Source organism: Candidatus Schekmanbacteria bacterium RIFCSPLOWO2_02_FULL_38_14 (genome assembly GCA_001790855.1).
GTDB lineage: Bacteria > Schekmanbacteria > GWA2-38-11 > GWA2-38-11 > GWA2-38-11 > 2-02-FULL-38-14-A.
Window position 1 is genome coordinate 1 of record MGDH01000033.1, and the last position, 14,029, is coordinate 14,029.

Here is a 14,029-nt window from a genome sequence, read left to right on the forward strand (position 1 = left end):
ATCCTTTAAAGAATAAATAGAGCTTTTCTTAATAATGACATACACACCGGTGTCTGAGGTCAGATAATTGTGTCAATCAGTTTTGCCCTCTTGACACTTTTGGATTATTAGGATTAGATTCAGGCAGGAGAGAGAATTTCTTAGGGCGATTAACTCAGCGGTAGAGTGCTATCCTCACACGGTAGAAGCCACAGGTTCGAACCCTGTATCGCCCAAAGGCATCTGTAATGTTTCTATCTAATCAATGCCTTTTTCCCAATATCTTTTCTGTACTGTGCTCCGTCAAAGGAGATTTTGTCTGCAGCCTCATATGCCCTGTCAATGGCTTCTTTTATTCCATTCCCAAGGGCTGTAACTCCGAGCACCCTTCCGCCTGATGTGAGGAAATCACTGCCGGACTTTTTTGTGCCTGCGTGAAATACCACAACATCATCAAGTTCTGCTGCTTCCTGCAACCCTGAAATTTTCTTCCCCTTTTCATAATCTCCTGGATAGCCCTTTGAAGCCATTACAACACAGACTGCTGCGCGGCTGTTCCAGTCGATTTTAACTTTTTCAAGATTTCCATCAATTACAGCTTCAATCACAGGAATTATGTCGCTTTTCATTCTCATCAGAATTGGCTGTGCCTCAGGGTCTCCAAAGCGGACATTGAATTCAAGGACAAATGGTTCGCCATTACATATCATAAGCCCTGCATAGAGGATTCCCTTGTAAAGCCTTCCTTCCTTTTTCATTCCGGAAATAACAGGAAAAATTATTTTTTCCATTACTTTGTCTTCAAGCTTTTTTGTTATGACAGGCGCCGGAGAATAGGCTCCCATTCCGCCCGTGTTTGGACCCTTGTCATTGTCAAAAATTCTCTTGTGGTCCTGTGATGACGGCATTGGTATTGCTGAATTCCCATCAGTAAATACAAGGAAGGAAGCCTCTTCACCGCAGAGCATTTCTTCTATTATGACTCTGTTGCCTGCGATGCCAAAAACTTTTTTGACCATAATCTCATCAAGAGCCTTGAAGGCACCATCTTTTGAGTCAGCAAGGATTACTCCTTTACCTGCTGCCAAGCCATCAGCCTTTATCACAAGGGGGTGTTCACATTCCTCAACAAAGTTTTTTGCCTTTTCAAATGAATCAAAGCTCTGAAACCTCGCTGTTGGAATGTTGTGCTGTTTCATGAATTCTTTTGAAAAAGACTTGCTTCCTTCAAGGCGGGCAGCTTCTTTGCAGGGACCAAAGATTTTCAGATTATGCTTCTCAAATTCGTCAACAATTCCATTTACAAGGGAAAGCTCAGGACCCACTACAGTAATATCTATGGAATTCTTTTTTGCAAAGCTTACAAGTCTGTCATTTTCCTCAGGCTTTATTTCCACACATTCTGCAATCTCTGATATTCCGCCGTTGCCGGGAGCACAGAAGATTTTCTTTGTCTTTTTACTTTCAGATATTTTCCAGACAAGGGCGTGCTCCCTTCCGCCTGAACCTATTACAAGGATGTTCATTTCGTTCTCCTATCGCACTTTTTTCTGCCTAAAGTCATAAGTCATGAGTCATAGGTTATAAGTTAGTTTGTGTTTGAAGTTAATTATTGATTTTGCATTTTATATATGATGAAATAGAAAATCAATATGATTTGTAAATTGTTTTATCCTGTTTGAGATGTAGATGAGGAGAAGAGACTGTGCCTATTATTACTATTTCAAAGGAATTTGCAAGCGGAGGGCAGGAAATTGGAAGAAGAGTAGCAAAACTGCTGAAAATAGATTATTTTGACAGGGAGATAGTAAAAGCAGTTGCCTCGAAGAGCCATGTATCTGAGTTTGAAGTTGATTTATACGAAGAGGACCGGTATGACAAGATGCAGGTGTTTTTTTCAAGAGTGATTGACCCTATCATTGTAAGAGAAAACCTCAAGGCAAGTTTTCCTCTAATCCCGTCTGTTCCAGAGAAAAAAAAGGGAGAATTAAAAACAAAAAAACGATTTGTTCCATATTCCTGCGAAACCAATGGCTGGCTTGACAGCGATATATATCAGGAAATGGTTCAGACCTTTATAGAGGAATTATCAAAAAAGAAAATTGATTCAGTAATAGCAGGAAGGGGCGGGCAGTGCATTCTTAAGAATAAAAAGAATTGCTTGCATGTGAGAATAGTAGCTCCTCTTGAAGATAGAATTGAAAGAGCTATTAAAGTTAAAAATGTTGATCCTGAAAAAGCAAAAAAGATAGTTACAGAGATAGATGACAGGCGTCATGCCTATATAAAACACTACTATAACGAAGATTCCAGAGCCCTCAAGCTCTACCATATAATCATTAACAGCAGCAAAGTTGGCATAGATAAAGCCGCTCAGTGGATTGCCGAGCTGTCAAAAACTGTTTGATATAGTTAGAATTGATGAGTTTACCGTCAATTAATTCTTCGCATACTTTTCATAAACTCTGTATCCAAGGTAAGTAATCAAAACTCCAAGCATGAAAGCTGCAACTATCACAAAGATATTTGAAAGTATTTTTTCTTCAGGGAAAATTTCATTTCCGCTTGTGTGTATATCCTTTGCCATCTCAACCTGCATATTCTGCAAAGAAATTACAGGCGTCTGAAATTCGTAGTTAAGAATGCTTTCAACTTTGAAATCTTTTAAGCCTGCCGGAAGAGAAAACTCAAAAAATTCCTTCCTTGCTTCATTCGGTAATATGCGGTTGTCACTCAGCACTCTTGCTGATTTTAGAAAAATATCGGCTCCCTCTGTAAGAATATTTCCTGCTACATCAACCATTACTTTCTGATAAACCCTGTTCTGTGTTGCCAGTTTTTTTCCGCTTTTGTCATACAAAGAAACATAAAGAATTATCTTCCTTGCAGGCATTCCTGTCGGAATCTGGTGTCCTGACTCTCTGTTCTGGACAAGGACTTCAATGATAGCTTTGTCATTTTCTACTTTAACCTTAGTTGAGACAGATGCAGCCTTGCTCAGCTTTATCTGTGAATGACCTCCAAGAACTGCGTGATCTTTTGCAAAATTCTGTGTAGCCTTTACATCAGAGTTTACAATGGGAACCCCGAAAAGCTCAGGCATGTGGCAGTTCTGACACTGAATGTCCCGCTTCATGTATGAGCTTTCCTTCCATTCACTGTAAGTGCTAAGTATTGGAACTCCATTCTCACCTTTAAGCTCGTGGCATCCTGCACAGAGCTCTGACTTGAGATGAAGTTGCGAGCCTTCTATGTTGTGGCTGGTGGATTTGACATCCATGAGAGGACCACGGATTATATCCCCTGCCTGGTTTGTTATTTTCGGCTGGTTGCTTCCCATGTCTACAGAAGTGATGGTATGGCAGAAGGAACAAGTTACTCCTTCTGCTGCAACTGCTGATTTTATGTAATAATCTCCTGTTATTCTCGTAGTAGGGCTATGGCAGGAAAGACAGAATTTTCTGGCATCTTCGCCTTTATCTTTAATTGCTTTGAGATATGAAGCTTCAAATACGGAATCAGAAACTGATGAGGCGTGCATTGAGTTTGACCAGGATTTGAATATTTCCGAATGGCATTCCTTGCATACTGTGCTTGAAGTAAATTCTTTCTGATTAACCTTGATACTTTTTTTCTCTTTTTTATTATCTGCAAAGGTATCGCTAACAAGGTTTAAGCTTAGCAGAAGAAATAATAAAAAGAATACACGAAGAGATTTAAGTCGATTCATCTTTCTCTCCTGAATTAAGGTTGTAAAAAGCTTACAAAAACAATTAGCTTTAATCAACTAAAAAAATTGAAAATGTGTGTATAGCGAATTCAAAGACAAATTGACTCTGTAAATTGTCTTTTTGTCATTTTGAAAAAATATTTTAAAGGAAAAACTAAGATAAATTCTATTAAAATTTCTTGACTAAAATTAAAGTTTTAGTAAACTCTTGATACAGTTTTATTGAGTAAAAGAGAAAACATCTTGTTATTAAAGACAAAATAGTTAAAATTTTTAGTTTTTGATATTTTTGGCAAGAGAGTTTAATCGATTTTTTTGAAAGAGGAAAAAAATAAACAGACAGTGTTTGGCATGGAAATTACTTATAATATCATAAACAGATTTTTTTTAAAATAAAAGGAGGTGAAGAGAGAAGATGAGAAAAGTATTATCATTTGGTATTGCAGCAGTGTTTTGCCTTGTCGCGGTAGGTTTTGGAGTGAGTTATGCTTTAGATAATCCTGAAAGTATTACAATAAAAGAAGTTCAGGCAACAAAACCGCCGGTAGTTTTCCCTCACAAAAAACATAATTCTGCTGATTGGCTTAACCTTAAATGCGTTGAATGCCATCATACAGTCAAGGGAACAGAGCAGCCAAAGGCTTGTTTTTCATGCCATGACAAGGAAAAGGATGATGGTAAAAAAATTGCACTGAAGGGGAATCCCGCAATCAGTGCTACGAAAGGAATGTATCATGTAGACTGCATTGGCTGCCACAAGAAAAATAAAGAAAAGAATGCCAGCTCAAAGGCACCAACAATGTGTAACCAGTGCCACAAGTGACATGCTGTATAGCCGAATAAAATTTTGTTAGGGCAGCTTTTTTGGCTGCCCTTTTTTATAAATATGATTTTTTGAAGTAATAAAATTTAAAAAGTTATGGTAATTGAGATTTTAAATCTATTTGGAATTTAACAAGCTATGGCTGATAAATCAAAAAAGATAAACCCTGATAAGGCAAAAAAAGAAGAGGTAAAACAGGAAAAAGTATCCTCTCAAGGACTTCTTGAGTTTCTCCGTTCTCTTCGTCTTGCAATATATCTATTTATAATACTAGCCGCACTCTCTATTTTTGGAACTGTCATACAGCAGGAAGGCACTGAAACATATCCAAAGATTGTTACTAATTTAGGTTTTACGACTGTTAACTTCCTGAAGTTTTTTAGGCTTGCTGATGAGCCTAAATCAATGGAAGAGGTAATGTCATACGGAGAAAAAACATATAAGCTTTTCCATTCAATCGGACTTATGGATATGTATCACTCCTGGTGGTTTACAGCGCTGCTTTTCCTTTTAACAGCCAATTTATTCATGTGTACAATTAATCGTTTTCCAGGGGTTTTAAAATATTTCTCTGAGCCAAAGGTAACATTTAAGGAAGGATTGAATGGCGAAATAAAGATTAGGCTCAGAGACTCAATAGAAGAGGCAAAGAAAAAAGTATCAGAAGTATTGGATAATAAATTTTCACGTCATTATGAAGAAAATATTAACGGCTCCTGCCATCTCATGTTTGAAAGAGGTAAAATAGGGAGGCTTGGAGTTTACATAACTCACTGTAGCATATTTTTGATTTTCATAGGCTCCATAATTGGTTCACTTTTTGGCTTCAAGGGATACGTTGAACTCCTTGAGGGAGAGCAGACCAATAACTACTATGACAAAGGAAAGAATGCAGAACTTCCTCTTGGTTTTACACTGAAGTGTGAAAAGGCTTATGTTACCTATTATAAAGACAATACGAGGCCTAAGGACTGGTACAGTGAACTTGTAGTGCTGAAGGATAACAAGAAAGTAGTTTCAAAGAAAATCGAGGTGAATGACCCGTTGAGTTATAATGGAATATTTTTTTACCAGTCAAGTTTTGGCGAGGGAGGGATGAGAAATCTGAGCCTTGAGATTACTCCAAGGGCAGGAGGGGACAAAAAAGTATTAAGTATTGGCTTGGATGAAGAAATTGAAGTTGGGATGGGAGTTAAAGTGAGGGCTTTAAGGTTCATTCCTGATTTTGCATTCGAGGGAAAAGATGTTGTTTCCCGTTCAAATGAACTGAATAATCCGGCAGCGCTTTTAGAGATAGAAGAAAACGGCAGGAGGTTTACAAAATGGCTGTTTCTAAAATATCCTGATTTTCACCCCTTTACAGAAACTCCTTACTCATTTAAACTTGTAGATATAGCAGGAAGAAACCGCACAGGGCTTCAGGTGACATATGACCCGGGAGTCAATGTGATATGGGTGGGCTGCGTACTTCTTGTTATAGGGCTTTATGTTTCCTTTTTTATCTCCCACAAAAGGGTATGGGTTAAACTTGACAAGTCAGAGTTAACTGTTACAGGTTTAACAAATAAGAACAAGCCCTCCTTTGAGCTTGAGATGGAAGGATTGATTTCTAATTTAAAAGGAGCGTTAAAATGATTAGTTCAAAGCTGTTCGGCATTGCGATGATTGCTTATTTTGCCTCAACCCTTCTGTATATTTTCTATCTTTCTTTAAGGAAAAATGGACTGGCTTCTTCTGCATCAATTATCACATGGATAGGCTTTTTATTCCAGACTGCGGGCTTGATACTGCGATGGAAAGATTCGTATGCTATGGGAGCTGAGTATGGCAGGGTGCCATTAACCAATCTTTTTGAATCAATGGTTTTTTTCTCATGGGTTATAGTGATTGTATACCTTGGGGTTGAGTTAAAGTTTAAATATAAATCCTTTGGCGCTTTTGTAATACCATTTTCACTGATAGCGCTTGCATATACAGCATTCCTTTCTGATGAGATTGAGCCTCTTGTTCCCGCTCTTCAGAGCTACTGGCTGCATTTTCATGTTGCTACCTGCTTTCTTGGTTATGCAGCTTTTGCAGTTGCCTGCGGAATTTCAATAATATATCTTATGAAAGAAAAAGCTGAAAAAAGAGGAAATAATCAGGGAGGATATCTTTCCTCTTTCCCTGCTGTAAAGATTCTTGATGAAGTAAACTACAAGGTGATAGCAATAGGATTTCCATTCCTGACCATAGGTGTTATAACAGGAGCTTACTGGGCTAATTATGCGTGGGGAACTTACTGGAGCTGGGACCCAAAAGAAACATGGTCGTTGATTACATGGCTTGTCTATGCGGCATTTCTTCACGCAAGATATACATACGGCTGGATGGGAAGGAGAACTGCAATTCTGTCAATTGCAGGTTTTCTGATGGTTATATTCTGCTATCTGGGAGTGAATCTGCTTCTTTCCGGCTTGCACAGCTACGCAACATAAACTATATATAGTCTGATTTCAGGAAATTCTGCAGGGTTTCCTTTCATTACTATTACAATCATTTTGTCTGCGCCGGATGGCCTGCCACGCTCAGATAGATAACACTCTCTTCAATCCCATCAATTCCTATCAAATCATTTATCTCATCATCATACAGAGCGCCAATCTGACATGAGCCCAATTTTAAATCTACTGCAGCCATGGCAAGGTTTTCTGCAATATGTCCTGCATCTAAATATATATAGCGATATGCTCGCTGGTCATATTTCCATTTTGACCTTTGAAAAACAGCAGTCCATACAAAGACAACCGGTGCATCCATTGCAATGCGCTGGCCAAGTGCGGATATTGCTATGTCTTTGCCGAATTGACCTTCTTTCAACACTTCTAATTGATGTTTTTGAATTGCATAGTGATAGATTCCAGGATTCAGAGATTTGACATTATTGACAACAAGGTAGGTTTCTATAGGGTATAATGCTCCTGCGCTCGGAGCTGTGCGGAATTCATATCCCTGTTCTACCCGCTGAATACCTGTTGAGCACCAAAGAAGATAACTTAAATCCTTTAAGCTTAAAGGTGTTTTAGAATAAAGTCTGACTGAATGTCTTTTCCTGATAATTGCAAATAAGTCTTGGGATTTAAAATCCTTATCTGTTTCCGGAAGTGAAATGGTTTTAACATCCTTGTACACCTTATAGGTTTCAGGCTTAGTGTCCCAATCAAGATGCCTTCCTTTCAGTTTATCCTGATGGTACTTTGATTTTTGCTGGAAATCGTCGCCATAGTTATCTTTCACTCTAATTCTCTTTTCTAAATGCCTGTTAATTTAATCAAGAGAATTCCACGCTGATGATTATCTTGGGTATTGCCTTTTCTTCCTCCAGAATTGTCCGGTGTGTGTGTTTTTCTGAGAGGCATTGCCTGCTGTATTCTCAAGATATGAAACGGGAATATCCCTTGATTCCTTCAATGTAATGCTGCCGCGGTACGTAAATAGAATCTGCTGGAAGAATTTTTTCTCTTCTGCAGTCGCTACGAGCGAGATTGCATTACCTTTCTTCCCCACACGCGCAGTACGACCGACGCGGTGCGTGTAGTATTCCACATCTTTCGGAATCTCATAGTTATACACGTGGGAAATGTCCTCGATGTGCAGTCCGCGCGCGGCAACATCTGTCGCGACAAGAACTGTGAATTTCTTCTGGCGAAATTGACTTGTCACCCGCTCGCGCTGCGCTTGCGACATATCGCCGTTAAGACAGCGCGCGTTAATGCCTTGGGCTGAAAGTTTTTTCGCAAGCTTCACCGTCACATGTTTCCGGTTGCAAAACACGATGACAAGATGGCGATCTCGTTTCAATAAACCAATGAGCAAGCCCATCTTTCCCTCAGGCGTTGTTTGGTAGTATGTTTGCTGGAGAATTGCAGGCTTTAATTCTGAAGCGAGGCGGACGTATTTTGGATTACTCAGGTATTTCCTGCTGATTTGTTCGACCTCTCTTGAGATTGTCGCGCTAAACAGCATCGTCTGTCTGGGAGAGGAAAGATGCTGAAGGATGCGTTCAATATCTTTGATAAATCCCATGTCGAGCATTCTGTCGGCTTCATCGAACACAAGGAATTGGATGGAGTCAAGCTTCACTGCGCGGCGTTCAATGATATCAAGCAATCTGCCCGGCGTTGCAACAACAATATTTGCCGACTTCAAATTCGCAATCTGCATACTGATGGACACGCCACCGTACACAGGAACGATACCAAGGTGCTTGTCATGGGAATAGCGGATAAACTCACCGGAAATCTGTATACAGAGTTCGCGTGTTGGAACCAAAACGAGCGCCCGAAGTCCGTCACGCCGATGGAGCTGCTCAATAATGGGAATTGCGAAACTCAATGTTTTCCCTGACCCGGTTTCAGACTGCGCAATAACATCCCGCCCCTGTATGATGGCAGGAATAATTTCTTTCTGTACCGGTGTCGCAATAATAATACCATCCTGCTCGAGCAGTGCAATCATCTGTTTGCTGAGTGCAAATGATTCTGATTTCATAGATGTCCTTTCTTTAACAAGAGCAATCGTGCTGGAATACTAACGTAGTCAAAAACCCGTTGAAGAAGTCATATCATTACAGGAGTTCAATGTCCAGCTTTTGGATATCCTAATTGATTGTTCTTCTGTGGTTGGGCGAGAGATGTCTGTAATCAAAAATACAATGTAATGAAATATAGTAGATGACGTTTGGAGGCAAAAATAAGTATTATAGCATTTAGATGTTAATCTTTTAACCTGTTGTTAGCTGCCGTTGCAGGCAGTCAATAAATAGAACCATCCCCTATTCCTTTCTATTTTTTGTTCAAATGAGGTTTATTTTGTTTTCAGTATAAGGGTTTTGTTTTTAATGTCAATGGTTGTTTAAGAAGTCTGAAAAAGTCGTTTTTTTGCTTGTCATTGCGAAGGGCTTTAGCCCTGAAGCAATCTGACCCAAAGGGTCATTATGAGAGCCGATTTATCGGCTCGTGGTAATCTCGTCTGGATTGCTTCGCTTCGCTCGCAATGACATTCCTCCGCAATCCCCCTTTTCTCCCCCTTTATTCTTTAAGTGTATCAAGCCTTGGTTTTCTTGGCATACTCAAATTTTATCCTGTGGCAAATCTCTGTCTCAAACACTTTCTGCACCAACGTCCCCTAATTTTACCGCGGCGTAGGGGCAATTCGCGAACCGCCCCTACGCGATAAACGCTCACCGCTAACCAGAGAATTGTGGCATAGTCTGAAAGCATAGAGGAATTTTTTTTATTAAAGGGAAAATCTTAGTTAGCGGCTCTGTCAGAAAAATTGTTCTTCGAACAGTATTGCTTTAATTTCATATTCAAAGATTCCACCGGGTGCATTAACCTGAGCGATATCTCCGACCCGACGTTTAATAAGTGCACGTGCAATGGGTGAGTTAATGGAAATACATCCGTTATCTATGTCTGTCTCATATTCCCCGACAAGGGAGTAGACCCTTTTTTCTCCATTGTTGATGTTTAAAAGATGAACTGTTGCGCCAAAAATAACAGAATCAGAATTAAGGCCTTTTATTTCTATTATCTGCGCGTTGTTGATTGCATTCCTATATTCGTTGATTTTGCTTTCAATGAATGACTGTTTTTCTTTTGCAGCAGCAAACTCTGCATTTTCCCGTATATCTCCGTGAGTTCTTGCTTCTGCTATATCCCGGACGTTTTGGGGACGTTCAATCTCCTCAAGCTACTTAAGTTTTTTAAGAAGCTCATCATAGCCTTTTTTGGTGATAGGTTTTTTCATCTTATTAATCTCCGTTTCCGGTAAAACTTATTTTTTGTTAGAATTAGGGGACGTTGGTGCAGAGAGTGCATTCATTTCCTAAGTCCCTTTAATACTTCATCGCAAGATTTATCCACTCCTCCTAAAGAGGCTATTCTGTTAATGCAGGAAGTTGTTCCACCAAGATAGCGTGCATAGCAAAAGCTTTCTCCTTGTATCTGACAGCGGCAACTTTCCAGTACGAATTAAATTAAAAAAATCTTCACAGTCCATTTTAATAAAGGGGACGGTTCTTTTTATTCTAAATCCCCCTTATCATCACATGATGCAGAGTTCCGGGTGCATCTAATCTTGCTTGTCGTGGCATAAGAATTTCCTATCACAACCTCATATCAATTGTAAAGTGTTCTTTTTCAACAACGTCCCCCATTTTCTTTTATTATCTGGCGCTTTTTATTTCCTTAAATACTCTCTGTAGCAACATCTATAAAGAAATAATAATGTTCTGCAGGTCTTTGTACTTATAGGTCTCTACAATACAGTCGCCATGCCAAACATGCAAAATATTTCCATCCCATTCCAACAAGTCGAATTCCTCAGTTGTTGTCCTGAAAAATGAGTAAATTTTATCGTATTGAGTTTGCAGCAAAGAAGACTTCAAATCTTTATGCAAGTCGATAACTCCCTCGTTCTATAAATTCGATATAACCTTTATCACGCAAAAATTGTAATTGCTGGCGGATTTTGTCCTTAATATGTCTGTTGTCAGGATGCAGTTGGTTTAATTCTTTTTCAAACGCATATACCTCGCTAAGCGAAAACTCTTTTTATCCCAGTTTTTCAACAAAAGCCATTATCTGATTGCTACTTTCAGGAAATATTTTTTTTATTTACTTGGAATTTTGAATAAAGTATAGTTTTTAAAATTGACTTTCATAACTATATTTGAAAAACTTTAAATATGATTAAGAACTTAAATAAATATAAGAAATCACTTTCTCTAGTTTCTAAAGTAAAAGAGGAAAAGGCAAATTATACTACTAAAAAAAGCAACGAGCTGTTTTTCCAAAGAGATTTTTTATGGATTTATAACACTGACTTTTTAAAAACAGAATCTATTAACGAAAGTTCAATAGATTTAATTGTGACCTCTCCCCCGTATAATGTTGATATTAAATATAATTCACATAATGATACTATGTCTTATGAGGACTATCTTTTATTCACAAGGGAATGGCTTACAAAGAGTTACAAATTAATTAAAGATGACGGAAGGTTTTGTCTGAATATTCCCTTAGATAAAAATAAGGGTGGTCAACAAAGTATATGTGCAGATATTACAACTATTGCTAAGCAAGTAGGTTTCAAATATCATTCTACAATAATTTGGAATGAGCAAAATATTTCCCGAAGGACAGCATGGGGTTCTTGGCTTTCAGCATCCGCTCCTTATGTAATAGCACCTGTTGAAGTTATTGTTATTCTTTATAAAAAAGTATGGAAAAAGACAAGTGGTAGCAGAAAATCAGATATAACTAAACAAGAGTTTATGGATTGGACAAATGGAGTTTGGACATTTCACGGACAAAGCAAAAAAGGAGCGGGTGGACATCCTGCGCCTTTCCCTGTTGAATTACCTAAAAGATGTATCAAACTTTTTAGTTTTGTTGGAGATACAGTTCTCGATCCATTTCTTGGAAGTGGATCAACTCTGCTTGCATGTTTTCAAACAGGGAGAAAAGGGATAGGGATAGAAATTGATAGGAAATATTGTGAATTAGCGGAAAAAAGACTCTTGACCGAAGGCCAGCTTAATCAGCTCAAGCTTAATGTAACTGGATGATAAAATTGTGGTAAAGAATAAAAGTATTAGGGACTTAATATTAGAATATTTCAAAAGGTATCCTAAGCAAGACTTAAAACATGGGCCTGTAGTTGATTGGGTTGAAGAACAATACATTAAACTTTATAAGAGAAAACCTCGTGATATATGGAGAGCAATTCGAAATCTTCATGAAGAGGGAATACTAATCAAAGTTAAGAAAGGTGTGCATCGCTATGATCCTGATCTTATAAAAGAGATTGAGTTATTTGATTTCCCTCCTGATATAAAGGAAAAAATCTTAGAGCTTGATAATTATAAATGTGTTGTATGTGGTAGAGGTATAGCAGATGGAGTTGAGTTGTGTGCCGACCATATAAAGGCAAAGGGCAAGGGCGGTGATAATTCTATTGATAATGGGCAAACTTTGTGTATGGAACATAATCTTCTGAAAAAGAATTATTCCCGTACTGAAGCTGGTAAAAGATATTTTATTAAAATCTATAAGCAAGCAGTAGCTAAAGGTGACGAAAAGATGATTAAATTCTGCAAGGAAGTCTTTGATGCTTATGATAAGCACAGAATAAACGGACATATCAAAAGACCTAATGGGAGATAATTTTTAACAATTGCCTTAATATTAAGGAGAAGGAAAAATGAATATTTCTGATTTACTAAAAAATGTTAACATAGATTCTAATAAGTCCGTTTTCCTGATTACTGCAAAAGAAGCGATGGAAAATTTCAAAGAAGCAATTGAAGAATATTGTCCTTCCTTAGAAATAAATAGAATGACTAAGGATGATGTTGTTAGTAATAGGGGACGTTGGTGCAGAAGGTGCATTCATTTCAGAAGCTCCTGTAATATTTCATCACAAGATTTATCCATCACTCCAGATGCAGCTATTCTGTTAATGCAGGAAGTTGTTACGCCTAAATAGCGGGCAACTTCAGCTCCTGAAAAACCAAGTTTCTTGACCCCTAATATTGCGATCCAAACCCTGGCTTCTTGTACCTCTCTCTTTCTGCTACCAGATTGAAGCTCTTCTACATAAATACGAAAATATTCTGCAACCTTCTTGCTTAGCTTATCAAGGGTTACTTTCCTTCTTCTAAGCCTTAAACTTTGTGCCTCTTTCTCTTCCGCCTCTTCCAATATTGTCTGCACATATTCTCCGCTTCCCAATATGCGGCTGTCAGAGGGAGTTCTTTCCTTTCTTTTCCTCAGGGAAATAACCTCAGCCCATCCGCCCATGCTCTTTATTAACCCCCCTCCTGTTAAATCAGGCCTTCTACCAACTGATATACCATCTGTAACATAGTTTATGTATTTAACCTTTGCTTTCCTTACATCATTATCAAACCTTTCCAATATCTCATTTTTTATCTGCCAAGGTCTTTTCTCCTTTCCAACTATGATAGAATGTCCGGAATAAGGATATTTGTTTAGCTCTTCTATATCCTTTACAACTCCTGCCCTTAAGGGATTCAGGTGAATATATCTTACAAGTTCCAGTAAATATGGTTCCTCTTCACATAAGATTGATTTATATCTGTTCTGGAACAAATGCCCTTGCCTTTTGTAGCGTTTATTGAAATTAACCACATAACCGGTTAGAAGCTTTCTCATGGCATCTGATAGAGATAGTTTCCCGGTTCTAATTAGAAGATGAAGATGGTTGGGCATTAAAGACCAGGCTATTACTGATATGCGATTGTCGCTTGCTATATCCCCAAGCCTTTTAAGAAAATCTTCAAAATCACCTTTATTTCTGAATATCTTCGTCCCTTCAATGCCTCTTGCCATTACATGGTGAAGGGCACCGGGAGTATCAAGCCGGGGTTTTCTTGGCATACCTAATCTTATACCATGAATATTTTATTATTGTAAAGCACTCTCTGCACC

General features: G+C 38.4%; 11 protein-coding genes and 1 tRNA gene. 7 read left to right on the forward strand and 5 right to left on the reverse strand.

The window, feature by feature from the left end; genetic code table 11:
- The first annotated feature begins 143 nt into the window (after positions 1 to 143).
- A tRNA-Val gene (locus tag A3H37_06515) sits at positions 144 to 215 on the forward strand.
- An 18-nt stretch (positions 216 to 233) separates the two neighbouring features.
- Here A3H37_06515 and A3H37_06520 read toward each other — a convergent pair.
- Positions 234 to 1,505: a phosphoribosylamine--glycine ligase gene (locus A3H37_06520; GenBank protein ID OGL48763.1), complete on the reverse strand. Its 1,272-nt coding sequence runs from the start codon at positions 1,503 to 1,505 to the stop codon at positions 234 to 236.
- A gap of 179 nt (positions 1,506 to 1,684) precedes the next feature.
- On the opposite strand from A3H37_06520, the gene A3H37_06525 reads away from it, so the two are divergent.
- Positions 1,685 to 2,386, forward strand: coding sequence for a hypothetical protein (locus A3H37_06525; protein OGL48764.1), 702 nt, complete (start codon positions 1,685 to 1,687; stop codon positions 2,384 to 2,386).
- A 30-nt stretch (positions 2,387 to 2,416) separates the two neighbouring features.
- On the opposite strand, the gene A3H37_06530 is transcribed toward A3H37_06525, so the two are convergent.
- Positions 2,417 to 3,709 carry a hypothetical protein gene (locus A3H37_06530; protein OGL48765.1) on the reverse strand — a complete coding sequence of 431 codons (1,293 nt, stop codon included), beginning with the start codon at positions 3,707 to 3,709 and terminating at the stop codon, positions 2,417 to 2,419.
- Between the two features lie 415 nt (positions 3,710 to 4,124).
- Here A3H37_06530 and A3H37_06535 point away from each other — a divergent pair, with 415 nt between their 5' ends.
- From A3H37_06535 to A3H37_06545, 3 genes are all read left to right on the forward strand, one after another.
- Positions 4,125 to 4,532 carry a hypothetical protein gene (locus A3H37_06535; GenBank protein OGL48766.1) on the forward strand — a complete coding sequence of 136 codons (408 nt, stop codon included), beginning with the start codon at positions 4,125 to 4,127 and terminating at the stop codon, positions 4,530 to 4,532.
- A 138-nt stretch (positions 4,533 to 4,670) separates the two neighbouring features.
- Positions 4,671 to 6,167: a hypothetical protein gene (locus A3H37_06540; GenBank protein OGL48767.1), complete on the forward strand. Its 1,497-nt coding sequence runs from the start codon at positions 4,671 to 4,673 to the stop codon at positions 6,165 to 6,167.
- Positions 6,164 to 7,009, forward strand: coding sequence for a c-type cytochrome biogenesis protein CcsB (locus A3H37_06545; protein ID OGL48768.1), 846 nt, complete (start codon positions 6,164 to 6,166; stop codon positions 7,007 to 7,009). Before A3H37_06540 ends, A3H37_06545 begins: the two co-directional genes overlap by 4 nt.
- Positions 7,010 to 7,067: 58 nt before the next feature.
- On the opposite strand, the gene A3H37_06550 is transcribed toward A3H37_06545, so the two are convergent.
- Positions 7,068 to 7,808: a hypothetical protein gene (locus A3H37_06550; GenBank protein ID OGL48769.1), complete on the reverse strand. Its 741-nt coding sequence runs from the start codon at positions 7,806 to 7,808 to the stop codon at positions 7,068 to 7,070.
- Positions 7,809 to 7,865: 57 nt separating this feature from the next.
- Positions 7,866 to 9,062, reverse strand: a complete 1,197-nt coding sequence (locus tag A3H37_06555) for a hypothetical protein (GenBank protein ID OGL48770.1) — start codon at positions 9,060 to 9,062, stop codon at positions 7,866 to 7,868.
- Between the two features lie 2,296 nt (positions 9,063 to 11,358).
- On the opposite strand from A3H37_06555, the gene A3H37_06560 reads away from it, so the two are divergent.
- Entirely contained in the window at positions 11,359 to 12,144 is a 786-nt protein-coding gene (locus A3H37_06560; GenBank protein OGL48773.1) for a DNA methyltransferase, read from the forward strand.
- 7 nt (positions 12,145 to 12,151) lie between these two features.
- Positions 12,152 to 12,742 carry an HNH endonuclease gene (locus tag A3H37_06565; GenBank protein OGL48771.1) on the forward strand — a complete coding sequence of 197 codons (591 nt, stop codon included), beginning with the start codon at positions 12,152 to 12,154 and terminating at the stop codon, positions 12,740 to 12,742.
- A gap of 225 nt (positions 12,743 to 12,967) precedes the next feature.
- On the opposite strand, the gene A3H37_06570 is transcribed toward A3H37_06565, so the two are convergent.
- The gene (locus A3H37_06570; GenBank protein OGL48772.1) at positions 12,968 to 13,978 is read right to left on the reverse strand and encodes a hypothetical protein; all 1,011 of its coding nucleotides are present in this window, start codon (positions 13,976 to 13,978) and stop codon (positions 12,968 to 12,970) included.
- Positions 13,979 to 14,029 lie beyond the last annotated feature (51 nt).

Excerpts from the sequence above, each read along its gene's own strand:
- A3H37_06520 (OGL48763.1), bottom strand. The coding sequence starts at position 1,505 with ATGAACATCCTTGTAATAGGTTCAGGCGGAAGGGAGCACGCCCTTGTC.
- A3H37_06535 (OGL48766.1), top strand. The coding sequence starts at position 4,125 with ATGAGAAAAGTATTATCATTTGGTATTGCAGCAGTGTTTTGCCTTGTC.
- A3H37_06530 (OGL48765.1), bottom strand. The coding sequence starts at position 3,709 with ATGAATCGACTTAAATCTCTTCGTGTATTCTTTTTATTATTTCTTCTG.
- A3H37_06555 (OGL48770.1), bottom strand. The coding sequence starts at position 9,062 with ATGAAATCAGAATCATTTGCACTCAGCAAACAGATGATTGCACTGCTC.
- A3H37_06545 (OGL48768.1), top strand. The coding sequence starts at position 6,164 with ATGATTAGTTCAAAGCTGTTCGGCATTGCGATGATTGCTTATTTTGCC.
- A3H37_06570 (OGL48772.1), bottom strand. The coding sequence starts at position 13,978 with ATGCCAAGAAAACCCCGGCTTGATACTCCCGGTGCCCTTCACCATGTA.
- A3H37_06540 (OGL48767.1), top strand. The coding sequence starts at position 4,671 with ATGGCTGATAAATCAAAAAAGATAAACCCTGATAAGGCAAAAAAAGAA.